The following is a 25,379-nucleotide window of genomic DNA, read 5'->3' as shown; positions in this document are numbered from 1 at the left end:
ATCTTGTAAACATATCCATCCAGGAAATCAGACAATGACCGCAGCCATTCCCGCCCGTGAGCGGATCATCTTCGCCCTCGACGTGCCCACGTTTGACGAGGCCGTGGCTCTTGTGGACCGCCTGTCCGGCGAGCTCATGTACTTCAAGGTCGGGCTGGAGCTCTTCATCGCGGCCGGCCCGCAGATCATCCGGGCAATTGCAGACCGCGGCGGCAGGGTGATGCTCGACCTCAAGCTGCACGACGTGCCGGCCACGGTGCGGCGCGCCCTGCTGGCCATGAAGTCCTTGCCGGGTATCGCCTTCGCCACCGTGCATGCCGAACCGCAGGTCATGGCCGCGGCGGCCGAGGCCCAGGCTGCTGGCGGACCGCCCGTGCTGGGCGTCACGGTGCTCACCAGCCTGGGAGCCGAGGACCTGGCTGCGTCCGGTGTAGCCAAGACGCCTGAGGAGCTCGTGGAGATCCGCGCCCGTCTGGCCAAGCTCGCCGGCCTGACCGGTGTTGTCTGCTCGCCGCGCGAGGCGGCTCTGGTCCGCGAAATCGCCGGGCCGGACTTCGCCATCGTCACGCCGGGCGTACGGCCTGCCGGACCGCAGGTGGCCGGCGACGACCAGAAACGGACCCTCACCCCGACCGAGGCCGTGGCCGCCGGGGCGGACCACATCGTCATCGGCCGGCCCATCCGCGACGCTGAAGATCCGGTGGCGGCGGTGCGGGCAATCGTGGCGGAGCTGGACGAGTAGGCCAGACAGCCTCAGCCGACCCCTGATGCATCCGTTTCCCACGCCGCCCTGTTGCACCATGCAGCATCTCCCGTTTATGATAGACTACGTACCGCGGCAAGCTTGCAACATTACGCTCTGCGCCGTTTTTCCCTTGGACACATCGGCATCCAACACCTGGAGACTTCATGACCAAATGCGCCCGATGCGAGCGTCTGCCCGAGAGCGCCCCAGCCGCAGGACGGCTCTTCCTCGTACCGCCTATTGCGCCCACCTGCGCGATCATCGAAGACGTGCTGGAAAGGCTTTCCCTCGAATACACCACGCCCTTCCCGCAGGTGTACGAGATACCTTTTGGCGAGGGTGATCTGCGAAGGCTGTGCGAGGAATACGGCGAGACGATCAGCGCGTTGGAGCAGGCGGACACCAAATGCTTCATCCTGCCCAGAGACGAGGCCCTGTCCGTGGCACATCTTGCGACCATGGAGCCTTTGCGCGTCCTCGTGGCCCGCATCAGGGCTGGCTGGCTCACGGATATGCTGGCCCAGAAACGCCTGACCTCATGGTTTCAACCCATTGCCGATAAAGAGGGCGTCATCCACGGGCACGAATGTCTGATGCGCGGCATCGGGCTTGACGGAGCCATCATCAGTCCAATCGAAATCTATAATGTGGCTCGCCAATCCGACCTGCTGTTTTTCCTGGATTGCGCTTGCCGCATCAACGCCGTGCGCTGCGCCGCCGAGCATGGCGTGGCCTCGCGGCTCTTCATCAACTTCGTGCCGGCCTCCATTTACCGGCCGGAAGCCTGCCTGCAGAGCACGTTCAAGGCCATCAGCGACGTGGGGCTCCAGCCCGAGAACATTGTCTTCGAGGTGGTGGAGAGCGAAACGGTCCGCGACACCGAGCACCTGCTGCGCGTGCTGTCGTTCTACCGCGACCACGGCTTCAAGGTGGCGCTGGATGACCTCGGCGCGGGCTACAGCTCCCTGAACCTGCTCAGCCGGCTGCAGCCTGACTACATCAAGCTGGACATGGCGCTTGTCCGCGACGTGGATGTGGACCCATACAAGGCCAACATCACGGAAAACCTGCTGAACATGGCGCAGAAGCTGGGCGTGCGCTCCGTTGCCGAGGGCGTGGAGACGCAAGGCGAGCTGCATTGGCTGCTGGAGCACGGCGCTGACCTGCTGCAGGGGTTCCTGCTCGGCCATCCGGCGCCGGAGCCTGCATCATCCGTGAGCATGCCTGCCTGATACATTTTTTTATCCCAGCCCTGCTTTCCCTAGCCATGCCTCCGGCATGGCTTTTTTTCGTCCATGACGCTTCATCAGCGGCCGATCACGTGCGCCGTCTACCCGACGCGCCTCGCGCAATACCGCTTTTTCTTCAGATCATAACAATTTATTCCGACGATTCGTCTTGAAACACAATTAAAGTTCGAATAACCTTCAAGCCCATGAACTCAGAAACCGCCTTTGAAGAGACCTTGTACGAGAGCAACGGCCGGCCAGAAGCCGCCGGCGAGCTCGACCCCGTGGACCGCGCCATCCTGGACGCCCTGCAGGAGAACGCCCGCATCACCAACGCGGCCATTGCCCGCCGCGTCTCCATGGCGCCGTCTGCCGTGCTGGAGCGTATCCGCAAGCTGGAGCGCAAGGGACTGATCCGCGGGTACGAAGCCCGGCTCAACGCCAAGGCTCTGGGCCACGGCCTCACCGCCTTCACCTTTGTGCGTAGCGAAGAAGCGCCCGGCGACACCAGCGCCGGCGAGCTGCTGGCGCGCATCCCCGAGGTCATGGAGGTACACCATACCGCAGGCCACGACTGCTACCTGGTCAAGGTGCGCGTGGCCGACACGGACCATCTGGGCCGACTGCTCAAGGAGTTCGGCCGCATCTCCAGCGTGCGCGACACGCGCACCACCGTGGTCCTTTCCACGCTCAAGGAGTCCGCGCGGTTACCCATCCCCGTGGACGAGGAATACCTGGCCGGGGCCGACCCCGCCGAAGACTGAACCACATCAGCACAGACAGGAGCCGTCATGGACACGAGCCAGCTCGACGCAGCAATCAAGGCACGCGGCAAGGAGTTTTTCACCTCCATCGCCGGCGAGGCCCCGTCGATCTTCAACAAGGGGTGGTGGACCGGCAAGGTCATGGACTGGGCCATGAAGAACGAGGACTTCAAGGTCAAGCTCTTCCGGTTCGTGGATGTGCTGCCCTACCTGGACAACGGGGACTCCCTCTCCCGCCACATCGACGAGTATTTTGTGGACGACTGCGGCGAGCTGCCGCCGGTGATGAAGTTCGGCATCAAGTCGGCGGGCATCGCCGGCAAGATCGGCGGCAAGATCATGGCCAAGTCCATCCGCGCGAACATCGAAAAGATGGCGCGGCAGTTCATCGTGGGCCAGAACACCAAGGAGGCCGTGCACTCCATCGACAAGCTGCGCAAGGACGGCTTCGCCTTTGTGCTGGACGTGCTGGGCGAGGCCACGGTGAGCGAGGCCGAGGCCGACGCCCGCCTGGAAGAGCACATGGAACTGCTGCAGGCCCTGGGCAATGCGCAGTCCAAGTGGAAGCCGCTGGGCGGCAACGGCGAGATGGACTGGGGCCACGCGCCCAAGATCAACCTGGCGGTCAAGCCCTCGGCATTCTACTCCCAGGCCAAGCCGCGCGACTTCGAAGGCTCGGTGCAGGGCATCCTCGACCGGCTGCTGCCTGTGGCGAAGAAGGCCCGCGAGCTCGGCGCCTTCCTGTGCATCGACATGGAACAGCTCGACCTCAAGGACATCACCATCGAGCTCTACAAGCGGCTGCGCAGCCATCCGGACCTGGCCGACTACCCGCACCTGGGCATCGTGCTGCAGGCCTACCTGCGCGAGACCGACGCCGACGCCAAGGGCCTTGTGGAGTGGGCGCGCGAAAAGAACCTGCCCATCTCCATCCGCCTGGTGAAGGGCGCCTACTGGGACTACGAGACAGTAAAGGCCAAGCAGAACGGCTGGGAGATTCCGGTGTACACCGTGAAGGCCGAGTCCGACGCCGCCTACGAGCGCGTTGCCGGCTACATCCTGCAGAACGCCGATATCTGTCACTTTGCCTGCGCCTCGCACAACATCCGCACCATCTCCGCCGTGCAGGAGACCGCGTTGTCCCTGGGCGTGCCGGAGTCGGCCTACGAGTTCCAGGTGCTCTACGGCATGGCCGAGCCCGTGCGCAAAGGGCTGCTCAACGTGGCCGGACGCGTGCGGCTCTACTGCCCGTACGGCGACCTCGTGCCCGGCATGGCCTACCTGGTGCGCCGGCTGCTGGAGAACACTGCCAACGAGTCCTTCCTGCGCCAGTCCTTTGCCGACGAGTCCGACCACGACCGGCTGCTGGAAAAGCCGGTGACCACGGCCCAGCGCGAGGCTCCGGCTCCGGAACCGGCGCCCAGCTGCGAGGGCGTGGGCCCCTTCCGCAACGATCCGGCCATCGATTTCACCATAGAGGAAGCGCGCCGCGCCTTCCCGGAGGCCATTGCCGCGCGCCGCGCCAGCCTTGGCCGCACCTATCCCCTGTTCATCGGCGGCAAGGATATCGAGACGGACGACCGCATCCCCTCCACCAACCCGGCCAACCTGAACGAGGTTGTCGGCGAGGTCTGCCAGGCCGGCACGGCCGAGATCGACCAGGCCATCGCCGCGGCTGTCACGGCGCAGAAGGAGTGGGCCCGCCGTCCGGCCAAGGAGCGCGCCGAAATCATCATGCGCGCCGCCGAGATAGCCAAGGAGCGGATCATCGACCTTGCCGCCATTCAGGTGCTGGAAGTGGGCAAGCAGTGGGACCAGGCCCACGCCGACGTGGGCGAGGCCATCGACTTCATGGAGTACTACGCCCGCGACATGCTGCGGCTGGACAACCCGCGCCGCATGGGGCGCGCTCCCGGCGAGATCAACCACTACATGTACCAGCCCAAGGGCGTGGCCGCGGTCATCGCGCCGTGGAACTTCCCCCTGGCCATCTCCGTGGGCATGTGCTCGGCCGCCATCGTCACGGGCAACGCCGTGCTCTACAAGCCGTCGTCCCTGTCCTCGGTCATCGGCTACGGCCTGGTGGAGCTGTTCAAGGAAGCCGGCGTGCCGGACGGCGTGTTCAACTACGTGCCCGGCCGCAGCTCCGTGATGGGCGACTACCTGGTGAACCGGCCCGAGATCGGCGTCATCGCCTTTACCGGCTCCATGGAGGTGGGCACCCACATCATCGAGACGGCGGCCAAGATCCAGCCCGGCCAGGACCACGTGAAGCGCGTCATCGCCGAGATGGGCGGCAAAAACGCCCTGATCATCGACGACGACGCCGAGCTGGACGAGGCCGTGGTCCACACCCTGTACGCCGCTTTCGGCTTCCAGGGGCAGAAGTGCTCGGCCTGCTCGCGGGTCATCGTGGTGGACGCCATCTACGACCGCTTTGTAGACCGCCTGGTGGAGGGCGCGCGCTCCCTGAAGATCGGCCCGTCCGAGGACCCGGGCAACAACATGGGCCCGGTGGTGGACGTGAGCCAGCAGAAAAAGATCAAGGAGTACGTGGAGATCGCCCGCAAGGAAGGCACCATCCTGGTGGAGCACACGGCCCCGGCCGCGCTGGATACGGACAACGCCTGCTACGTGCCCATGACCATCGTGGGCGGCATCACGCCGGAGCACCGCATCGCCCAGGAGGAGATCTTCGGCCCGGTGCTGGCGGTGATGCGCGCCAAAAACTTCGATCAGGCTATCGAGTGGGCCAACTCCACGCGCTACGCCCTGACCGGCGGCGTGTTCTCCCGCTCGCCGCGCCACCTGGAGCAGGCCCGGCGCGAGTTCAACGTGGGCAACCTCTACCTCAACCGCAACAACGTGGGCGCTCTGGTGGAACGCCAGGCCTTCGGCGGGTTCAAGCTCTCGGGCGTGGGTTCCAAGACCGGCGGGCCGGACTATCTTATCCAGTACATGGACCCCAAGGTGGTCACGGAAAATACCATGCGGCGTGGCTTCACGCCCATCGCCGAGGACGACGAATGGGTTTAGAGCATCTTAAGCTCGAAGAGATTTAGATGCTCTTATGCGTTTCTTTGAAATAACGTCAGTTATTTCAAAAAGGAGTCTTGCTTCAAGACAAAAACGCGCTGGAGCATCTTAAGCTCGCATCTGAAGTTCGTGAAGATTTGTTCAGATAGGAGTCGTATTTTCAGACAAAAACGATCTGAAATCATCCATCCATAGCATCTCTCTCAAACGGGCCGTCCTCGGATGGCCCGTTTGTCTTTTGGGAAAAAAGGGCGTATTTGGGTCTCGCTAAAGTATCACCCAACTCCCCGCAATAAATGAGCTAATTTTCGAATTCGCACAGGTACGGGGTATATAGCCCGGAGGAAAAATGTCTCTCGGTTCACGCATTTTCACTGCGGTTTGTATCGCTGCGCTTGCAACCGTAACGCTCTTCATATGCTCGTGGTTCGGTCTTGGTATTGGTTTGCAGATGGCCCTGACCGCTGTAGCCGTGCTCACTGCCGGGTACGCCATAGTAGCCCTGCCGGCTCGCGTGTTCGGACCGGTCGCCGCCACCCAAAAGTTTGCCGAGGCCGCCGCGGGTGGCGACTTCTCCGGCGCTCCGGCGCAGGCCCCGCTGGAGCTCGGCGCGTTGCAGACCGCCGTGGCCAAGCTGGCGGACACCTTCCGCTGCGAGTGTGAACGCTCAGAAAACGGATTGAGCGCCGCAAGGAACGAAGCGGCGGAGCTCCGCTCCCAGCTCGAAAAGGCCAGGGAAGAGAACGAGTCGCTCACGTCGCTACTGCAGCAGCTTGCCGGCGGCGCTGCCCGCGCACGCGCCATCTCCGGACAGGTCGCCTCGTCCGTGGAGGAGCTCTCCCACGAGGTGGAGGAGGTCAACCAGGGCGTGGATATCCAGCGCGACCGCATGGCCGAGATCGCCACGGCCATGGAGGAGATGAACGCCACCGTGGCCGAGGTCGCACGCAACGCGGCCGAGGCGGCAGGCAGCGCGGCGGAGTCCCGCAGTAACGCTCAGGACGGAGCCGACGACGTACGCGGCGCCGTCACCACCATCTCCCAGATTCGCGAGCGGATCATGGGCCTCAAGACCACCATGTCCACGCTGGACACCCAGGCCGATTCCATCGGCGAGGTTCTGCAGATGGTCACCGAGATCGCCGACCAGACCAACCTGCTCGCTCTCAACGCGGCCATCGAGGCGGCCCGAGCCGGGGAGGCCGGCCGTGGCTTCGCTGTTGTGGCGGACGAGGTGCGCAAGCTGGCCGAAAAGACCATGCACGCCACCGACGAGGTGCGCGAGGCCGTGTTCGGCATCCAGAAGGTGGCGCGGGAGAACGTGGCCTCGGTGGAGTCCGTGGCCGAGGATATGGATGCTGCCGCCTCCCGTGCCGAGGACTCCGGCAAGTTCATGGACCAGATCGTCTCCCACGTGGAGGGCTCTTCCCTGCAGATGGACTCCATTGCCACGGCATCGGAAGAGCAGTCCGCCACCTCGGACGAGATCAACCGCGCTGTGAGCGAGGTCAACGACGTGGCCGTGAGCACCGCCACGGGCATGGCCCGCTCGGCCGCCGCGCTGGGCTCCATGACCGGGCTCATCGGCGAGCTCGACTCGATCATCCGCGAGATGTCCGACTCCGAGCACACGCTCACGGCCAATGTCTCTGCCGCCGGCCGGCCGCTCATCGTCTGGAGCGACAAGCTTTCCGTGGGCATCGACTCCATCGACGACCAGCACAAGATCCTCGTGGACCTCATCAACGAGCTCAACGAGGCCATGAAGCAGCGCAAGGCCAACGAGGCCATCATCGACGTGCTCGACCGGCTCAAGAACTACGTGGTGGAGCACTTCGCCAACGAGGAAAAGCTCTTCGACCGCTACGGCTACCCCGAGACCAAGTCGCACAAGGAAATCCACACCATGTTCGTGGACAAGGTCGTGGAGTTCGACAAGGCGCTCAAGGCCGGCAGCGTGACCCTGTCCATGGAGATCATGAAGTTCCTCAAAGACTGGCTCACCGGCCACATCATGGGCACGGACAAGAAATATGTCCCATTCCTCAAGGAGCACGGCGTGCGCTGACAGGCTGTTGAGAACCTCCCGTTGGCTGTGTTGCCGTAGAAAACTCAGCCTCTCGCGTATCTTCTCCCATCCAACCGGCTCCCTGACGGCTGTTGCATTATTGCCGCCCGGGGGCCGGACTCATTTTACCCATACATCCCGGCAGCATGAGCCACGCGCCCTCTTGACTGTGCGGCCCGGATGCTTATCTGAACTCCAGAACCAAACAACCACTCTTTTCTGGAGGTAATGATATGACAACTCTCACTCCACTTTCCGCTTTTGACCGCAACCTTGACTGGATGAACCGCTTCTTCGCCAGCGCCATGCGTCCTGGCGCGGGCACCCACGTTCGCACGCACGCGGGCGCTTTCCCTATCGAGCTCAAGGAAACGGACACGGCCTATGTGATCTTTGCGGAGCTTCCCGGCTTCAAGAACGAGGACATCGACGTGAGCCTGGAGGACAATGTCCTGACCATCCGCGCCGAGAAGAAGCACGACGAAACCGCCGAGGGCGAGCGTTACCACTTCAGCGAACGCGGCTACGGCGAGTTCTCCCGCGCCATCCGCCTGCCCAGGCACGCCGCGGGCGAAGCCTCGGCGCATCTGGAAAACGGCATCCTCACCCTGACCATCAACAAGGTCGAGGAGGCCAGGCCCCGCAGGATCGAGATCCAGTAACCAACCATCTGCCCAACCAACAACAACGGCGGAGTCCCTGCGATAGGGGCTCCGCCGTTTTCTTTGCTATCCGGCCAGACGCTCACGACTGGGAATGGGTGGATACCACCTGGGTCCACTGCTCGCCCGGTTTGGACGTCGGCGGCGCATGCTCGCCTTTGACCATGGTCGCCTTCCTGCCGCTGTCGTCCATATATATCCCAGAATCCGGAACGATCTCGCCAGGTTTCACCGTAATTTTCTTCTCGGACATCTCCGCCTCCTTGCATTGCGCCGGTCTGGTCCGCGCCGGCCCGTTCCCGGCTTGGTTGAACGGTCCTGCCCCAGCATAACACACCCGACCAGAAAACACCGCCGTCTCTTCCTGAATCCGCGGCTCCCACGGCTCATTCACCAGAATTGACGCCGGCCCCGCCCCTCCTCTAGGATGCGCCATCCTCGACAACACGCCGCCAGCGGCGGGAAATCACATTCAAGGAGGCATCCTGTGGACTTGCGCATCAACCTGCCTGAAAGCGAGATACCCACGGCGTGGTATAACGTCATGCCCCACCTGCCTTCTCCGGTGGCGCCGCCGCTCGATCCTCAGACCCACGAGCCTGTGGACCCGGCCGCCCTGGCCGCCATCTTTCCCGAGTCCCTCATCGCCCAGGAGATGAGCGACCAGCCCTGGATCGAGATTCCCCAGCCCGTGCGCGACGTCTACCGCCTCTGGCGGCCCACGCCCCTGGTCCGCGCCAAGCGCCTGGAAGAGGCCTTGGGGCTGAAGGTCAAGATCTACTATAAGAACGAGTCCCTCTCCCCGGCCGGCTCGCACAAGCCCAACACCGCCGTACCGCAGGCCTACTACAACAAGCAGGCCGGGCTGAGGCGCCTAGCCACCGAGACCGGCGCCGGTCAGTGGGGCACGGCCCTTTCCTTCGCCTCGGTCCAGTACAACCTCGACTGCACCGTATATATGGTCAAGGTCAGCTTCGAGCAGAAGCCCTACCGCGGCATGCTCATCCGCTCTTACGGGGCCACCATCTTCCCCTCGCCCTCGGACAAGACGCGCTCCGGCCGCGCCGCCCTGGAAAAGAACCCGGACCACACGGGCAGCCTGGGTCTGGCCATTTCCGAAGCCGTGGAAGACGCCGCCACCCACGAGGACACCAACTACGCCCTGGGCAGCGTGCTCAACCACGTGCTCATCCACCAGAGCGTGACCGGCCTGGAGACCAAGAGCCAGCTCGTTCTGGCCGGTGAAAAGGCCGATATCCTGGTGGGCTGCGTAGGCGGCGGCTCCAACGCCGCCGGCCTGTTCGCGCCCTTTGTGCCCGAGTGCCTGGACGGCCACGGCCCGCAGATGCTCGCCATCGAGCCCATGGCCTGCCCCACCCTGACCAAGGGCCAGTTCCGCTACGACTACGGCGACGTGGCCCAGCTCACCCCGCTCATCAAGATGCACACCCTCGGCCACTCCTACACGCCCCCGCCCATCCACGCCGGCGGCCTGCGCTACCACGGCAACGCCCCCATCCTCTGCCAGATGGTGGACTCCGGCCTGGTCACGCCCCAGGCGTACTACCAGAAGGAGGTCTTCGAGGCGGCCATGCTCTTCCTCAAGACCGAGGGCTTCCTGCCTGCGCCGGAAACGGCCCACGCCATCAAAGGCGCCATCGAGGCGGCCAAGAACGCCGAGCCCGGACAGACCGTGGTCTTCCTCTACTCCGGCCACGGCCTGCTCGACCTCGCCGCCTACGACGCCTATCTCTCCGGCAAGCTCACCGACTACGAGTATCCGGACGCCGAGATCGCCGAAGCGCTCAAGAGCTGCCCGGACATATAGGGACCAGGAAATACCAAAAAGCAGTCCCCCCGAACGTCCTGGCTGGAGTTCGGGGGGACTTTTGCGTTGCGCGCAGTCTGCTGCGTGAAGCCTGCGGGGCCTAGTCGCTTTCGGACTTGAGGTCCTCGACGATTTTCTGCAGCTCGCTCACCTGCTCGGCCAGGCTCTTCAGGGCCGTGGTGAACTCATGCACCCCTTCGGACGCTTCCATCGTGATGCGGTTGATCTCTTCGATGGCGTTGTTGATCTCCTCGGACGTGGCGGACTGCTGCTCCGCCGCCGTAGCAATGGCGTCGATCTGTGCTGCGCTGTCCTCTGTCTTGCGCACGATCTCGCGGAGCATCTCGCCCGAGCGGACGGAGAGCTCGCCCGCGCTCGAGATGCGACTGAACACCCCTTCCATTGCGGAGATGTTGGTGCCTGCCACCTTCTGAATCGCGCCTATGGAATCGGACACTTCCTTCGTCGCCGTCATGGTCTTTTCCGCCAGCTTTCTGACCTCGTCGGCCACCACTGCGAAACCGCGCCCCGCCTCGCCGGCCCGGGCGGCTTCGATGGCCGCGTTCAGCGCCAATAAATTGGTCTGGTCGGCGATGTCCTCGATAGTGCCGATGATAGCTCCGATGTCCTGGGCCTGCGAATCCAGCGCTTGCATGCTGTCCTTGAGGTTGTTCACCTCGGCGATGGTCGAATCCATCGCGCCCTTGGAATCGTCCACCACTTCCGCACCACTGGACGCTTTCTCCTGGGCCTCCTTGCCCACTTTGGCGGCGTCGCTGGCGTTGCGGGCGATTTCCAGAACCGTGGTGTTCATCTCCTCCATGGCCGTGGCTGTGGACGTGATGCGCTCGCTTTGAATGTCGGTGCCGCGAAGCAGCTCTTCGGATTGCGAGGACATTTCTTCGGAGGCAGAAACCACATGCTCCAGCACCCGCTCCACGCGCTCCGCCGCATGATGCAAGCCTTCCAGCCGCGCCCTGTCCGCGCGATTTCTGGCCTCCTCGGCCTCTGCCGTCGCCAGCCTCGCTTTCTCGGATTCCTCTTCCGCTTCCTGCGTTTTTTCCTGGGCCCGCATAATGGTTTTATCGAGCTCACCGACCATGCTTTTCAATGAATCGGCCATGACGCCGATTTCGTCCTTCTGGTCGATGTCCAGATTGGCGTGCAGGTCGCCCGCGGCCACCTGCTCGGTGTAGGCCGACGTCTTGAGAATAGGCTTGCTGATGATGCCCGCAATGATCAACAACACTATAATCAGCGCGATCATGGCGCCAATGCCGGTCCATATGCCGGTTCTGCTGATAACACCGGCTTGCGCGCGAACCTTGTCCATGGGGATGGCGACAGCCAGGCTCCAGGGCGTGTCGGTCCGGCCCACTGATATCGGCATGTAGGCGTAATACATATCACTGTCCGTTGTCGGCGATTGCAGGATCGCCGTGTACGGCTTGCCATTGTGTATGGCGTCCAGCAATTGAGCCGTATTGCCGGACCCCTGAACATCCTCGATCTTCTTGCCGAGGAGCTTCTCATCGGGATGCGCCACAATGCTGCCGCTATTGTCCACCAGAAAGCCGTACCCAGTCTCAAATGGATTGATCTCCTTCACCATTTTCTGGAGATCTTCGAGGTAGAAGTCCACACCGACCACGCCGACAAACTCGCCGTCGCGCTTGATGGGAAAGGAGGCCGAAGCCAGCCACAGGGTTTTGCTGCCCATTTCCCATGGATAGGGTTGGGTCAGCATTTCCCTGCCGGTTTCTTTCGGGACCTCCCACCACGCGCCCTTGATATTCTCGCTGCCCTGGTACGCCGTGGCAATCTTGCCGTTGTCCCGGTAATGGTACACGCGCATGTTCCCCTTCCATACGTCCGCGTACTCTTCCTCCCTGTTGTCAAAGGCCCCAGGGATACAGACGACCCAACTGCCGGACAGCTCCGGGTAATTGACGAGAATATCCTTGAGAAAGGCGGCGAGGTACTCGCGCCTTGGAACTGAATCGGCTTTCATGGCTTCATTGAACGCCGATTGTATTGTTCTGCCCACGGTCATGGCGGTATTGAGGGTACCGCTTACCTTGTTGCTGTTGGCCTCGGCTTGCGCCTGGGCCAGTGTCTTTGCCTGATCGATCGCCATCTCCGTGCCCTGCCTGGTCATAAGCCAGGTGCTGGCGGTCAGGATAATCAGGATGAGAACAAACAACGGAATGACTATTTTCTTTCTCAGGCTCCAGTCTTTGAACCGCATCGCGCTCCCCTTGGAATCAAAGTTGTCTATGCCCGGTTAATGCATTTATTCCATTTGACTATTTTTTAGCACAAATCGTGCCGAAAAAACAGGCGCTGCCTTGGCCAATATTGTACTCAACGTATCTATCCGATATTACACTACATGGACTGTGTGACGGATCTATGGCGACCCGCCGGGGCCGCCGAGGGCAGTCTCCCCCGCCTCTGCCGAAGCCGTCGCAGACCCCTGCGGATCTCATGGAAAAATCATGAATGAAGACGCCCAGGGCGCGCATCGCCGCCGGCAACCAGGAGTGTTCTCGTCCCGGTGTCGCACTTCTGCGGCAATACTTTCCCGGGACAGGTCAAACGAGATGATAAGCGAAACGAATCAGGGAGGATAGCGCCCTGGCAGGCGCTCAAGGGATGGCATTCTTCGTACCCTGCTAGTCGCCGTTGTCAGTGGAAGACCGGCCCAGCTTCTCCAGCAGCTCCTCAACCAGAGCCCATTGGGCCGGGTTGATCTTGTCGCGCGCGGTGTCCGGGCTGTACCAGGCGGCGCGGTCCACCTCCGGAATCTCGATGGTCCTGCCGGAACGGGGCGGCCACTCCATCTTGAAGGTGTTGGAGACTATGGTCTCGGCGTCGGCGTCGCCTTCCACAGCCCAGGCGCGCACGCGCTTGCGGTTTTTCTGCAGAATCGGCGTCAGAGGCTCGTAGCCGCCGGCCGGTGGAAGCTGGCCGGTTTCCTCGTGGAACTCGCGGCGGGCGGTGTCGAAAGGCGGCTCGCCCTCCTCGTACTCGCCTTTGGGAATGGACCACGCTCCGGCGTCCTTGTTCTTGAAGTACGGGCCGCCGGGATGGACGAGGAAGACTTCGATGGACTGGCCGCGCCGACGGTAGAGCAGGAGGCCGGCGGAACGTTTGCGCACGGAATCGACAGAGTGTTGTTGCATGGTGCCGGGGTCTGGACTCATCCGGCGTTGGTGCCGGTCTCGTCCGTTGCTTTGATGATGAGCAGAGTGATGTCGTCTTCCTGGGGCGCATGGCCCAGGTAGGCATAAAGGTCATCGAAGATGGCATCCACCATCTGGCGAACGTCCAGGTGCGCATGGCGGCGCACGGCCTCGTGGAAACGCTCCTTGCCGTACATCTCCCCGCCGGGCGAACGCATCTCCCAGATGCCGTCCGTGCCCACCACAACGATCTGCCCCGGGGCAATATCCACGCCGCGGGTTTCGTAGGTCAGATCGTCGTCCACGCCAAGGCTGACGCCCGGTCCCATCAGCTCGGTCATTGCGCCGGTGGCCGGATCGAACAGCAGGGCCGGCTCGTGCCCGGCGCGAACCCAGCGCAGCTCGCGTCCTCCGGCTTTGAGCTCGATAAGCATCAGGGTGACGAACTGGCCGGTGCCGAAGGTATCGCCGGAGAGCTGCGTGTTGACGTGCTCCACAATAGCGTGCGGCGGTCCGGGCTGGGCGGCGCGGCTGCGCAGATAGGCGCGGGCCGAGGACATGAGCAGCGCCGCCGGAATGCCGTGGCCGGAGACGTCGCCCACCACGGCCAGCAGTGTGGATTCGCCGGAGATGCTGCGCGGCACGAAGTCGTAGAAATCACCGCCGGTCTCGTCGCTGTAGTCGCAGCGTGCGGCGATTTCAAAGCCGTCAAACGCGGGGGAACCGTCCGGCAGGAGAGCCTGCTGCACCTCCATGGCCACGTTCAGCGCTTCCTTGATGCAGACATGCTCCGAGAGGGCCGGTCCGGTGTTGTCCAGCACACGGCCGAGCTCGCCGATCTCGTCATGCCCGCCCACGTCGGAGCGGGCGTCGAAGTCCCCTTCCGACAGCCGCCGGGCCTGCCTGGCCAGAATCTTCAGCCGCCGGGTCATGGAGCGCGAGAGCAGGAAGGAGACGGCCAGGATGGCGGCCAGGGCGAAGATCAGAATGATACCTGTGGTGCGCACCTGCCCATGGATGCGGTTCTCCACGTAGTCGCCCAGGGCCTCGGCCTGGGCCACCACGTCCTTTTCCGGCGCAACGAGGATGAGGTGCAGCCCGGAGAGCCCCACAGGCGCGTACACCCAGATGGACTCGCGGCCGTCCAGGGGCTGGACCGCGATGCCGGACTTCTTGTCCGTCAGGTCGGCGGCGATCTCGGACACGCCCTCGCCGTCCGCCTCGCCCAGGTAGATGGTCTCCGCGCCGCTCAACCGCCAGCCCATGTGAGCCTCATCACCATGCACCGGGTTCTGCCGCCGCACCGTGCTGGCCACGATGCGCAGTCGGCCGCCCTCCACATTGACCATGTACGCCTGCATGGACGTGGAGATGTCCGGCAGGTGGACACCCGCGTGAAACAAGGCGTTGACCGGCACCACGAAAGCCGTACGGCCTTCCGCCTCGCCGGCGGCGGAGAGCAACGGCCGCACGATGACGAACACGGCGCGGCCGGTCATGGGGTCCTGCATAGGACCGTGCCACACGGTCTTGGTCGAGCCCTTGCCGGGCGGGGGCAGAAGGTTCTGGATGCCACGCCACATCCGGCGCATGTTCTCGTGCATGCCCTCCATGCCGCGCATCATGCCGCGGGACATGCCCATGCCGTGCTGCATCATGCTGCTGCCGTCCTGCATCATGCCCATGCCGCCGTACAGGCCGCCGGACACGCCGTCATCCCGCCACTCCTGGCTGAAGACGCCAAGCGGAGGCGCCGGATAGAGCAGGAGCCCCTTGCCCGTGCGCGCGTAGAGCGTCCACATGAGCATCTCGCCGTATTCCTTGAAGGATTCCCGGAATATGGGCACGTAGGGATGGTCCGTCTTTTCCGGCCGGCCGGCCCACCAGCGGCCCCAGCCACCCTGGAACTCGACGAGCCTGCTGTCGTCCACGCCAAAGGCCACGCACTCGCCGGTGGCCGTGCTGTTGCAATAGAGCCCGGTATCGAGCACCGAAGTGCGGTCCGTGTCGCGCTCTGCCGAGGGGTGCAGGAAGAGCCGGCCGGCGTTGAACTGGGAGATGCGTGAAGACTGGAGCTCCAGCGTTGTTTCCAGGAGCTGGCGCTCTCGTTTGAGCAGCCGGGCGTGGTCCTCCACCAGACGCTTCAGACTGTCGCCCACGTTCTCCACGAGGGCCGAGCTGGTGCGTTTCGCAAGATCGTCCCCCACCTCGCGCATGGACTGCTGGGCGTTGAGCCGCAACAGGAGAATGGGCGCCAGGGTGACCAGGAGAAGGAGGATGAAGAGTTTCCAGCGTATGCTCATGGGCTCACCAGGATCGTCAGGTACAATGGTTCAATGTAGCGGTTGGCGGAGCTTGCTGTAAAGGCAATATGGCCAGATCGGCGCGTTCCTGCACAATCCCATGGGTATATCCACGATTGCCCCGATTCCCCCGTGATTCTCCCACGATTCCCCTATGATTCCGTTGACCCTATGCCCCGCTGCCCGTAGAGAAGAATGTTTCACAAGGAAGCCCCATCATGCCGCGCGCATCAAAACACTTCATTCTCGGTCTGCGGGCCGTCTCGCCCATCCTGCTCGGCGTGCTGCCCTTCGGCGTCATCGCCGGCATCACGGTGATCGAGACCGGGCACGGCGCCCTGGACGCCTCGCTGTTCTCGCTGCTGGCCTTTGCCGGGGCCTCCCAGATCGCCAGCCTGGCGCTGCTCAAGAGTGGGGCTCCGGTCCTGGTGGCGGCGCTCACCGGCCTGGTCATCAACATGCGCTACCTCATGTACTCGGCGTCCATCGCCCCGTACTTTGCCGAGCGGCCGCTGCCGCTCAAGGCGGTGTTTGCCTGCATCCTCTCGGACCAGTCGTACGCGCTCTCGGTCTCCAAATTCCGCAGCGAGCCGCAGCTGCCCAAACGCGCCAAGATGGCATACTACGCCGGATGCGCCCTGGGCGTGTGGACCATGTGGCAGCTCGGCACCATAGCCGGAGCCCTGCTGGGCCGCGCCGTGCCGCCGGAGCTGGGCCTGGAGTTCGCCGTGCCGCTCACCTTTCTGGCGCTGCTCTTCCAGGTGCTCACGGACCGCGGGCTGATCATCGCCGCGATAGTGGGTGGCGGCCTGTCCGTGCTGCTGTCCAGCATGCCGGCCAACACCGGCTTCCTCATCGCCGCCGTGGTCGGCATTGTGGCGGGATACTACGCCCGGCCGCCGGAGGAGCGGCGTCCCCCGGGCACGGAGGATGAACAATGATCGTTAACGATGCAGCCTTCTGGGGCGTGGTGGCCATCCTGTCCGCCGGCACGTTCCTGATGCGCTTTTCCTTTTTCGCGCTGATCCGGGGCACGGTGTCGCCGCGCTTCATGACCATGCTGCGGCCCATTCCGGCGGCCGTGCTGGCCGCGCTGGTGGCTCCGGCCATTCTCACGCCGGGCGGCGGCTTGGCCACGCTGGCCGTGTCCTGGCAGAGCGGCAAGATCGCGGCCGGGCTGGTGGCCGCCGTGGTGGCCTGGCGCACTCGGCACATGTTCATGACCATTGCCGCCGGCCTCGTGGCGTTGTGGCTGTGGCGGTTCCTGCTTTAATCCCGGCGCACTCCCGCCTTGCCATTGCGGAGCGCGGCGTCTAGACCAGAACAAAACTCTTCAACCCAAGCCGCCGCACGACAAGGAGACCTCCATGCTCTTGAACCATACCCCGCCGGACGAGGCCGAAGGCAAGATCGCCGACGCATACGCAGCGCTTCCTCCCGGCGTTCCGGTGCCCGATCCGCTGGTGCTGCACTCCGCCAGCCCCGAGATCCTGATCCGGCAGATGGAGTTCCTGCGCTACTATATGAACCATCCGCGGCTGGACATGGAGCTGCTGGCCATGACGCGCTACATCCTGTCCCACCGCCTCGGCCATCAGTTCTGTTACGATTTCAATGGCATGATCCTGCAGGCCGCGGCCATGATGAGCGACGAAGAGCTGGCCACCCTGCGCGAGACCCCCGAGTCCGCCGAGATCGATCCGGAACGCAAAGCCCTGCTCCTTTTCGCGCTTCAGGTGGTCGCCGCCCCGGAGTCCGTCACGTCCAAGGATGTGGACGCGCTGCGCGATCTGGGCTGGACTGACGAGGACATCTTCGACATGTCCTTCCACGCCACTTCGTTCATCTCCTCCACCATGTTGTGGAAGGCGTTCGCCGGAAACAAGAGCTGCGGCTAGGCGCCGGCCCTGGCCGTTGAAATAGATATTCAGAACAGGGGGCGGCGTGACGCCCCCTTCTATCTGCTGGGCTTGCTTGCCATCTATCCGCATCCGTCCTAACACCGTTGTTTCGCGGATTTATTTTCCGCGCTTACCAAATCCGCCCGGCAGAATTGATGATGCAACCCGCTACGCTTGTAAATCGCGCTCTTCTTCTTGTCTTCGCCCTCGCAGCTGTGGCGTTCGTGGCTTACATCAAGCCCTTTTCGCCGTCCGCGCCCAAGGAGGCGCCTGGCCAGACGTTGCGCATGGTCTCGCCCTCCGAGGCCGCAGGCATCATCGACTCCGTCCCCGACACAGTGATCCTCGATCTGCGCACGCCGCTGGAGTTCGATCAGGGCCACATACCGGACGCCAGGCTGCTCGACTACAACAAGGACGATTTTTGGAAGCGGCTTGCGTCGCTGGATCGCGACAAGCCGTATGTTATTTACTGCGCTACCCAGGGTCGTAGCTTCCAGACCTTCGAAAAGATGGCCGCCCTGGGTTTCGCCAAGGTCTGGCTGCTGCAGGGCGGGTTCTACGCCTGGCGCAACGCCGGGCTGCCCATAGCACACTGAACACGCTTGGAGAACTCGTTTGCCCAATCAATACCCGCGTTTTGACGCCGCCGCGCTGCGAGAGCTGTGCGCCGGCCTGGCCCGGACCTCCTCCGTACTCCCACAAGATGCCGACATCCTGGCTGCATCTCTGGTGGATGCCGACCTGCACGGCAGGTCCACCCATGGCGTCTCCCGCCTGCCCGTCTATCTGCAGCGCATCGACAAAGGCCTTGTCGATCCCGCGGCGCAGCTCGTTCTGGAACGACCCCGGCCGGGCGTGCTCCTGGCGGACGCCGCCAACGGCATCGGCCAGGTCCAGTCCTTCAAGACTGTAGAGACGCTGCTGGACATGGCGCGCGAGAACGGTACGGCCACCGCGGTGGTGCGCGGCTCCCAGCATAGCGGCACCATGGCGCAGTACTGCAACCACGCCGCCGACCAGGGCATGATCCTCTTTGCCACGACCGACTGCGAGCCTGCCATGGCGCCCGCGGGCGGAACAGAGGCCCTGTTCGGCACCAACCCCCTGGCCGCGTCCTTCCCCACGGGCAAGGGCTGGCACATCGCCATCGACATGGCGACCTCGGTGGTTGCGCGCGGCAACATCGTAGCGGCCAACCGGAGGGGCGACCCCATTCCCGAGGGCTGGGCCCTGGACAAGAACGGCGAGCCCACCACCGACGCCCAGGCCGCCCTGATGGGCACGGTGCTGACCATGGCCGGGCACAAGGGCTACGCCCTGGCGCTGCTGGTGGAGCTTTTCTCGGGCGTGCTTTCCGGCTCATCCCTCTCCGCGGACATTTCCTCCATGTACGCCGGGCCGGAGCGGCCGCAAGACGTGGGCCACTTTTTCCAGGCCCTTGATATTTCCGCCTTCATGGACCTGGAGCTCTTTACCCAACGCACCGATGCGCTCATTGACCGCATCAAGGGCAGCCGGCGACGCGAAGGCGTGGAGGAGATTCTGATCCCCGGAGAGCGCGCCGCCCGTGTCGCGGCGCGGAACCGGGCCGAGGGCGTGCCAGTGGACCCGGGCGTCATCGCCACGCTGGAGGACATGGCCCGGAAACGGGGCCTGGAGCCGACAATTTCGGCCATTACCTAGCTTTACCGGTCGCCTGCGGCTTGCCATGTATCCCGGCTCCAGCTAAGTGTTAGGCTCGTTGTGAATTCGTGCGTCTCATCCGTGAACACTCAACCCGGAGATGATGATGCGCTTTACTGCATCCAAGCTGCACCGTCTTGTCCCTCTCGCTTCTCTTTGCTTCTTCCTTGTCCTTGCCTCGTGCGGCGGCGACGCCCCCGAGTCCACGGCCAAGAAGGACGCCGCAAAACCCGCCGCCCAGGCGGCGCCTCCACCGGAGGTGAAGGCCGTCAAGGTCCAGTCCGCAGACGTGCCCATCACCATGGAGTACGTGGCGGAGACCCAGGCCAAAGAGAAGGTCGAGGTCCGTGCGCGAGTCGCTGGGTTCCTGGAGGAACGGCACTACGAGGAGGGCTCCGTGGTCAGCGCGGGCGACCTCCTCTTCACCATCGACCCCAGCCAGTACGAGCAGACGCTCAACGAGGCCAAGGCGAACCTGGCCCGGGACGAGGCGTCCATGATCAAGGCGCGCAAAGACCAGCAGCGCTTCAAGGAGCTGGTGGACCAAGGGGCCGTGAGCCAGTCCGAGTATGACACGCGCGAAACCCAGGCCAAGGAGTACGAGGCCATGGTGGAGAGCGACAAGGCCGCCGTGAAACAAGCGCAGCTGAACCTGGGCTACACCAAGGTCACAGCGCCTCTCGCAGGCCGCATCAGCAAGGCCAAGGTGGAGGTGGGCAGCCTGGTGGGCCAGGGCGAGAACACCCTGCTGGCCGAGATCACCTCCATCGACCCCATGTACGTAAACTTCTCCATCAGCGAGCAGGAGTACCTGACTTTCGTCAAGGATCATCAGGAGAAGAGCTCGTTCACACCCTCCTTCCAGCTCGTCCTTTCCGACGGCGATGTGTATGCGCACAACGGCACCGTTGACTACGTAGACCCCACCATCAACAAGCAGACCGGCACTCTGGGCGTGCGCACCGTGTTCCCCAACCCCAACGGCATCCTGCGGCCGGGCCTCTTCGGCCGGGTGCGGGTGACGGTGAGCCGCAAGGACAAGTCTCTGCTGGTGCCCCAACGCTCCGTGTACGATGTCCAGGGCATCAAGCAGGTGCTCATGGCCCAGGACAACGGGACCCTGGTGTCCAAGAGCATCCGTCTCGGCAACCAGGTTGGCCAGTTCTATACGGTGGAGGACGGCCTTGAGGCCGGCGACGTCATTCTTGTGGAAGGGTTGCAGAAGTTCCGTCCAGGCATGACCGTGAGCCCGCAGATCGAGCCCATTCAGGAAGTCACCGACGCCAATGCCACGGCGGCCCCGGTTCAGTCGGCAACCGCATCCGAAGCGGGCAACGCCACTGCATCCAACGCGACGGAATAACGCGCCGTTCCTGGAGGGGAACCCATGATCCGCTTTTTCATCCACAGACCCATCTTCGCGGCTGTGGTGTCCATCGTCATCACGCTCGTCGGCGTTATTTCCATCCTGAATCTGCCGATCGCGCAGTATCCCGAGATATCGCCGCCCACAGTTTCCGTCTCGGCCACCTACACCGGCGCCAACGCAGAAGTCGTGGCCGACACCGTGGCGACCCCCATCGAGCAGCAGATCAACGGCGCCGAGGACATGCTCTACATGTCCTCCATCAGCGCCAACGACGGCTCCATGAGCCTGAGCGTGACCTTCGATATCGGCCGCGATCTGGACCTGGCCACGGTCGATGTACAGAACCGGCTTTCCCTGGCCAACCCGCAGCTGCCGGAAGACGTCACCCGCTCCGGCGTCACCGTGCTCAAGCAATCGCCGGACATCCTTGCCGTGGTCTCGCTCACCTCGCCCGGCGGTGAGTACGACAGCCTCTTCCTCACCAACTACGCCAGCATCAATATCGCCGACGCCCTGGCGCGCATCAAGGGCGTGGGCAACGTGCAGGTGTTCGGCGCGGGTGACTACTCCATGCGCATCTGGCTGGACCCGGGCAAGATGGCAGACCTGGGCCTGACCGTGAGCGATATCGCCAACGCCATCAACGAGCAGAACGTCCAGGCCCCGGCCGGCCAGATAGGCATGCCGCCGGTGCCGGAGGGCCAGGTCTTCCAGTACGCCGTCCAGGTCAAGGGCCGCCTCAGCAACGCCGACGAGTTCCTGAACATCGTGCTGCGCTCCAACCCGGACGGCTCCATGGTCCGCATCAAGGACGTGGGCTCGGTCGAGCTCGGCTCCCTGTCCTACAACAACTTCAGCCGGCTCAACGGCCAGGACACCTGCTCCATCCTCATTTACCAGCTTCCCGGCGCCAACGCCCTGGAGACGGTCAAGGAAGTACGGGCCACCATGGAGCAGCTCGCCGTGCAGTTCCCCTCCGGCGTGTCCTACTCCGTGCCGTACGACACCACCCTGTTCGTCAACGCCTCCATCCAGGAGGTTATGCAGACCCTGTACGAGGCGCTGTTCCTCGTGCTGCTCGTGGTCTTCGTGTTCCTGCAGAACTGGCGCGCCACCCTCATTCCCATGGTCACGGTGCCGGTCTCCCTGGTGGGCACGTTCCTCTTCTTCACGCTCCTGGACTTCTCCATCAACACGCTTTCACTCTTCGGCATCGTGCTCGCCATCGGCCTGGTGGTTGATGACGCCATCGTGGTGGTGGAGGCGGTGCAGCGCATCATGGACGAGGAAGGGTTATCGCCCAAAGAAGCGACCATCAAGGCCATGGACGAGGTGTCCGGCGCCATCATCGGCACCAGCCTGGTGCTCATCGCCGTGTTCGTGCCCGTGGCCTTCATGGGCGGCATCACCGGCCGGCTCTACCAGCAGTTCGCCCTCACCCTGGCCGTGTCCGTGGCCATCTCCACGCTCAACGCGCTGACGCTCTCGCCGGCCCTGTGCTCCCTGCTGCTCAAGCCCAAGTACAAGGCCCGCGGACCACTGGGCTGGTTCTTCGACAAGTTCAACGCCATCTTCGAGTGGGTTACCCGCGGTTATCTGGCCGGCGTTCGCGGCGCCATGCGCATGGCCCTGCTCACCCTGGCCGTGCTTGGCGTGCTCATCTTCGGCTGCCTGGGGCTCATCGAAAAGCTGCCCACGGGATTCGTGCCGGATGAGGACCAGGGCTACTTCATGGCCACCATCCAGCTTCCGCCAGCGTCCTCTCTCCAGCGCAACGACGAGGTCATGCGCCACATCGAGGACAAGATGAAAGAGCTCGACGGCGTGGAGTACCTCATCGCCCTCGGCGGCCTGAACCTGCTCAACGGCTCCTCCAGCTCGTACTCCTCCAGCATGTTCGTCGTGCTCAAACCCTGGGGCGAGCGCCAGAGTCCCGAGCTGTCCATCAACGCGCTGATGCAGAAGACGCGCGCCATGTTCAGCAACTACAACGACGCCGTCATTTCCGTGTTCAACCCGCCGCCCATCCGCGGCATGGGCAACGCAGGCGGCTTTACCTTCGAGCTGCAGGACAGGACCGGCCAGGGCATCGGCAAGCTGGCCGAGACGTCGCAGAAGTTCATGCAGGCCGCGATGCAGCGCCCGGAGATCGGCGTCATCTTCACCTCCTTCAACGCCCACGTCCCCCAGATCAAAGTGGATGTGGACCGCGAAAAGGCCAAGACCCTGGGCGTGCCCGTGCAGGATATCTTCTCGGCCCTGCAAACCTTCCTGGGCGGATACTATGTCAACGACTTCAACCGCTTCGGGCGCACATACCGGGTCATGCTCCAGGCCAAGCCTGAGTTCCGTCGCCAGGTGGACCAGGTCGGCAGCTTCTACGTGCGCGCCCAGGACGGCTCCATGATCCCGCTGTCCACCCTGACCCATCCCCAGTCCATTACCGGACCAGAGTACGTGCAGCACTTCAACCTCTATCAGACAGTGGAGATCAACGGCGCGTCGGCCCCGGGCTACAGCTCCGGTCAGGCCCTCGACGCGCTCAAGGAAGTGGCCGCCGAGAACCTGCCCCAGGGATACTCCTTTGCCTGGTCCGGCCTCTCCTTCCAGGAGATCCAGCAGGGCGGGCAGGCCGTGGTCGCCTTTGGCCTGGCCGTGCTCATGGTCGTGCTCTTCCTCAGCGCGCTCTACGAGTCATGGCTCGTGCCCTGGGCGGTCATTCTCTGCGTGCCCGTGGCCATCTTCGGCGCCATGTTCGGCCAGCTGCTGCGCGGTCTGGACAACAACGTCTACGCCCAGATCGGCCTGGTCATGCTCATCGGCCTGGCGGCCAAGAACGCCATCCTCATCGTGGAGTTCGCCATGATGCGCCGCTCCCAGGGCCTCACCGTGCGTGAGGCCGCGGTGGACGCCGCGCACCTGCGCTTCCGGCCTATCCTGATGACCTCCTTCGCCTTCATCCTGGGCGTGCTGCCCCTGGTTCTGGCCAGCGGCGCCGGCGCGGCCAGCCGCCACTCCCTGGGCACGTCGGTCTTCGCCGGCATGCTCTTCGCCACGGTGCTGGGGACCTTCTTCATCCCCACGCTCTACACGTCCATAGAGTGGCTGCGCGGCAACAGGGACAAGAAGGGCAAGAAGAACGGAAAGGACGCGGGCGCAGACGCCGGAACTCCGCCTGCAACACCGGAAGCATCTTCTGATGCATCACCCCAAGCACCATCTGACACACCTGAGGACGAACCCTCCGGCGCGTAACGAATAACGCGAGGGCTCCGAACGGGGCTCTCGCGAATAAGTATCCGTATCGGCATGGCAGCAGAAGAGCACATCCCTGCCTGGCTCCTGGCCCTCAAGGACTCCCTGCCCGTCGGCGAGTCCTACCAGGTCATTGCCCTCTACGTCGGCGTCATTCTGGTGGCATTGCTCGCCTACGCCATCGGCAGGCCCATCCTCGAACGGATCATTACCTCTCTCTCCTGCAAGACGCGAAACCGCTGGGACGACTACTTTATCCAGCGCGGCGCCGTGCGCGACATGGCCATGCTCCTGCCGGCCATCATCCTGCTGTACGGCTCCGTACTGCTGCCATACGGCCAGACCGCTTTCCGCAAGGCTGTCTACATCTGGATGCTCGTGGAGGTCGTGTCCCTCATCAGCAAGCTCATCGACACCTCCATCCAGATCTACGAAGAAAGCGCCATCTCCCGCCGGAGGCCGCTCAAGGGCTATGCGCAGCTGGTCAAGATGTCCATTTACATCGTGGCCGGCATCGTCATCTTCTCCCTGATCGTGGAGACCTCGCCCTGGGCGCTCCTCTCCGGACTCGGCGCGCTTTCGGCCATCCTGCTGCTCATCTTCCGCGAAACCATCCTCTCCTTTGTGGCCAGCGTGTCCATCGCCTCCAACGACCTGCTGCGCAAGGGCGACTGGATACAGATGGACTCCTTCGGCGCCAACGGCGATGTGGTGGATATCGCCCTACACACGGTAAAGGTCCAGAACTTCGACAAGACCATCACCGCCGTCCCCACGCACAAGTTCCTGGACAACTCCTTCATCAACTGGCGCGGCATGCAGGAGTGCGGCGGCCGGCGCATCAAGCGCGCCATGCTCATCGACATGTCCAGCATCCGCTTTGCCACGCACGAGGAGATCGAGCGCTGGACCGAGATCCGCACGCTGACGCACTACATCATGGACAAGGAGCTGGAAATAGAGGAGGCCAACCGCCGCGCCAACATCCCCCCGGACGAGCACCCGCTCAATGGCCGGCGCCAGACCAACCTCGGCATCTTCCGCGCCTACGTGCGCAGCTACCTCACCGAGCGATCGGACATCGACACCGAACGGATGACGCTCATGGTGCGGCAGCTGGAGCCCGAAGGCGACACCGGCCTGCCCCTGGAGGTCTACTGCTTCACCCGGACCACAAACTGGGTCGAGTATGAGGGCATCCAGTCCGACATCTTCGACCACCTGCTGGCCGCGCTGCCCTTCTTCGGCCTGCGCGTGTTCCAGCGCAACGCCCTGATGGACCGCCGGCAGAAGTTCGAAGACACCTTGCTATAGACGCCGGGCCGTCCATCAGGCACACCACGCGTCT

Annotated in this window: 19 protein-coding genes; 15 read left to right on the top strand and 4 right to left on the bottom strand. The window is 63.7% G+C overall.

The window, feature by feature from the left end:
• The first annotated feature begins 34 nt into the window (after positions 1-34).
• From pyrF to E8L03_RS16255, 6 genes are all read left to right on the top strand, one after another.
• Complete coding sequence (pyrF, locus tag E8L03_RS16280; RefSeq protein WP_171267930.1) at positions 35-742, top strand: orotidine-5'-phosphate decarboxylase; 708 nt, start codon at positions 35-37, stop codon at positions 740-742.
• A gap of 167 nt (positions 743-909) precedes the next feature.
• Positions 910-1,977 (top strand): EAL domain-containing protein, encoded by a 1,068-nt coding sequence (locus E8L03_RS16275; RefSeq protein WP_171267929.1) that lies wholly within the window; start codon positions 910-912, stop codon positions 1,975-1,977.
• Positions 1,978-2,180: 203 nt separating this feature from the next.
• Entirely contained in the window at positions 2,181-2,738 is a 558-nt protein-coding gene (locus tag E8L03_RS16270) for an Lrp/AsnC family transcriptional regulator (RefSeq protein ID WP_144306336.1), read from the top strand.
• 27 nt (positions 2,739-2,765) lie between these two features.
• Positions 2,766-5,774 (top strand): L-glutamate gamma-semialdehyde dehydrogenase, encoded by a 3,009-nt coding sequence (gene pruA, locus E8L03_RS16265; RefSeq protein ID WP_171267928.1) that lies wholly within the window; start codon positions 2,766-2,768, stop codon positions 5,772-5,774.
• 451 nt (positions 5,775-6,225) lie between these two features.
• Complete coding sequence (locus E8L03_RS16260) at positions 6,226-7,842, top strand: bacteriohemerythrin (protein WP_171267927.1); 1,617 nt, start codon at positions 6,226-6,228, stop codon at positions 7,840-7,842.
• Positions 7,843-8,075: 233 nt separating this feature from the next.
• Positions 8,076-8,504 (top strand): Hsp20/alpha crystallin family protein, encoded by a 429-nt coding sequence (locus E8L03_RS16255; protein WP_144306333.1) that lies wholly within the window; start codon positions 8,076-8,078, stop codon positions 8,502-8,504.
• An 82-nt stretch (positions 8,505-8,586) separates the two neighbouring features.
• Here E8L03_RS16255 and E8L03_RS16250 read toward each other — a convergent pair whose 3' ends face one another.
• Positions 8,587-8,757, bottom strand: coding sequence for a YjzC family protein (locus tag E8L03_RS16250; RefSeq protein ID WP_144306332.1), 171 nt, complete (start codon positions 8,755-8,757; stop codon positions 8,587-8,589).
• 234 nt (positions 8,758-8,991) lie between these two features.
• Here E8L03_RS16250 and E8L03_RS16245 point away from each other — a divergent pair, with 234 nt between their 5' ends.
• Positions 8,992-10,332, top strand: coding sequence for a TrpB-like pyridoxal phosphate-dependent enzyme (locus E8L03_RS16245; RefSeq protein ID WP_171267926.1), 1,341 nt, complete (start codon positions 8,992-8,994; stop codon positions 10,330-10,332).
• A gap of 100 nt (positions 10,333-10,432) precedes the next feature.
• Here the strand turns inward: E8L03_RS16245 and E8L03_RS16240 are convergent, their stop codons facing one another.
• From E8L03_RS16240 to E8L03_RS16230, 3 genes are all read right to left on the bottom strand, one after another.
• Complete coding sequence (locus E8L03_RS16240) at positions 10,433-12,580, bottom strand: methyl-accepting chemotaxis protein (protein WP_171267925.1); 2,148 nt, start codon at positions 12,578-12,580, stop codon at positions 10,433-10,435.
• A 427-nt stretch (positions 12,581-13,007) separates the two neighbouring features.
• Entirely contained in the window at positions 13,008-13,517 is a 510-nt protein-coding gene (locus E8L03_RS16235; protein WP_171267924.1) for an NUDIX hydrolase, read from the bottom strand.
• A gap of 17 nt (positions 13,518-13,534) precedes the next feature.
• Positions 13,535-15,820 carry a SpoIIE family protein phosphatase gene (locus E8L03_RS16230; protein WP_171267923.1) on the bottom strand — a complete coding sequence of 762 codons (2,286 nt, stop codon included), beginning with the start codon at positions 15,818-15,820 and terminating at the stop codon, positions 13,535-13,537.
• 218 nt (positions 15,821-16,038) lie between these two features.
• Between E8L03_RS16230 and E8L03_RS16225 the strand changes: the two genes are divergently transcribed.
• From E8L03_RS16225 to E8L03_RS16190, 8 genes are all read left to right on the top strand, one after another.
• Positions 16,039-16,761: an AzlC family ABC transporter permease gene (locus E8L03_RS16225; RefSeq protein ID WP_144306328.1), complete on the top strand. Its 723-nt coding sequence runs from the start codon at positions 16,039-16,041 to the stop codon at positions 16,759-16,761.
• On the top strand, positions 16,758-17,093 hold the full coding sequence (locus E8L03_RS16220) for an AzlD domain-containing protein (protein WP_171267922.1): 336 nt from the start codon (positions 16,758-16,760) through the stop codon (positions 17,091-17,093). The genes E8L03_RS16225 and E8L03_RS16220 overlap by 4 nt, the downstream gene beginning before the upstream one ends.
• Positions 17,094-17,187: 94 nt before the next feature.
• Positions 17,188-17,718, top strand: coding sequence for a carboxymuconolactone decarboxylase family protein (locus tag E8L03_RS16215; RefSeq protein ID WP_144306326.1), 531 nt, complete (start codon positions 17,188-17,190; stop codon positions 17,716-17,718).
• 227 nt (positions 17,719-17,945) lie between these two features.
• The gene (locus E8L03_RS16210; protein WP_167512560.1) at positions 17,946-18,320 is read left to right on the top strand and encodes a rhodanese-like domain-containing protein; all 375 of its coding nucleotides are present in this window, start codon (positions 17,946-17,948) and stop codon (positions 18,318-18,320) included.
• A gap of 19 nt (positions 18,321-18,339) precedes the next feature.
• The gene (locus E8L03_RS16205) at positions 18,340-19,407 is read left to right on the top strand and encodes an Ldh family oxidoreductase (RefSeq protein WP_144306324.1); all 1,068 of its coding nucleotides are present in this window, start codon (positions 18,340-18,342) and stop codon (positions 19,405-19,407) included.
• A gap of 106 nt (positions 19,408-19,513) precedes the next feature.
• The gene (locus E8L03_RS16200; RefSeq protein WP_167512559.1) at positions 19,514-20,770 is read left to right on the top strand and encodes an efflux RND transporter periplasmic adaptor subunit; all 1,257 of its coding nucleotides are present in this window, start codon (positions 19,514-19,516) and stop codon (positions 20,768-20,770) included.
• A gap of 24 nt (positions 20,771-20,794) precedes the next feature.
• Positions 20,795-24,031: an efflux RND transporter permease subunit gene (locus tag E8L03_RS16195; RefSeq protein WP_171267921.1), complete on the top strand. Its 3,237-nt coding sequence runs from the start codon at positions 20,795-20,797 to the stop codon at positions 24,029-24,031.
• Between the two features lie 54 nt (positions 24,032-24,085).
• A complete protein-coding gene (locus E8L03_RS16190; RefSeq protein ID WP_144306321.1) occupies positions 24,086-25,345 on the top strand; it encodes a mechanosensitive ion channel family protein in 1,260 nt (419 codons plus the stop codon).
• The last annotated feature ends 34 nt before the right edge of the window (positions 25,346-25,379 follow it).

Origin of the sequence: Oceanidesulfovibrio marinus, from assembly GCF_013085545.1 — a bacterium.
Taxonomy (GTDB): Bacteria; Desulfobacterota; Desulfovibrionia; order Desulfovibrionales; family Desulfovibrionaceae; genus Oceanidesulfovibrio; species Oceanidesulfovibrio marinus.
Note: the sequence above shows the minus strand (reverse complement) of the source record. Positions and strands in the feature narration are given on the sequence as shown.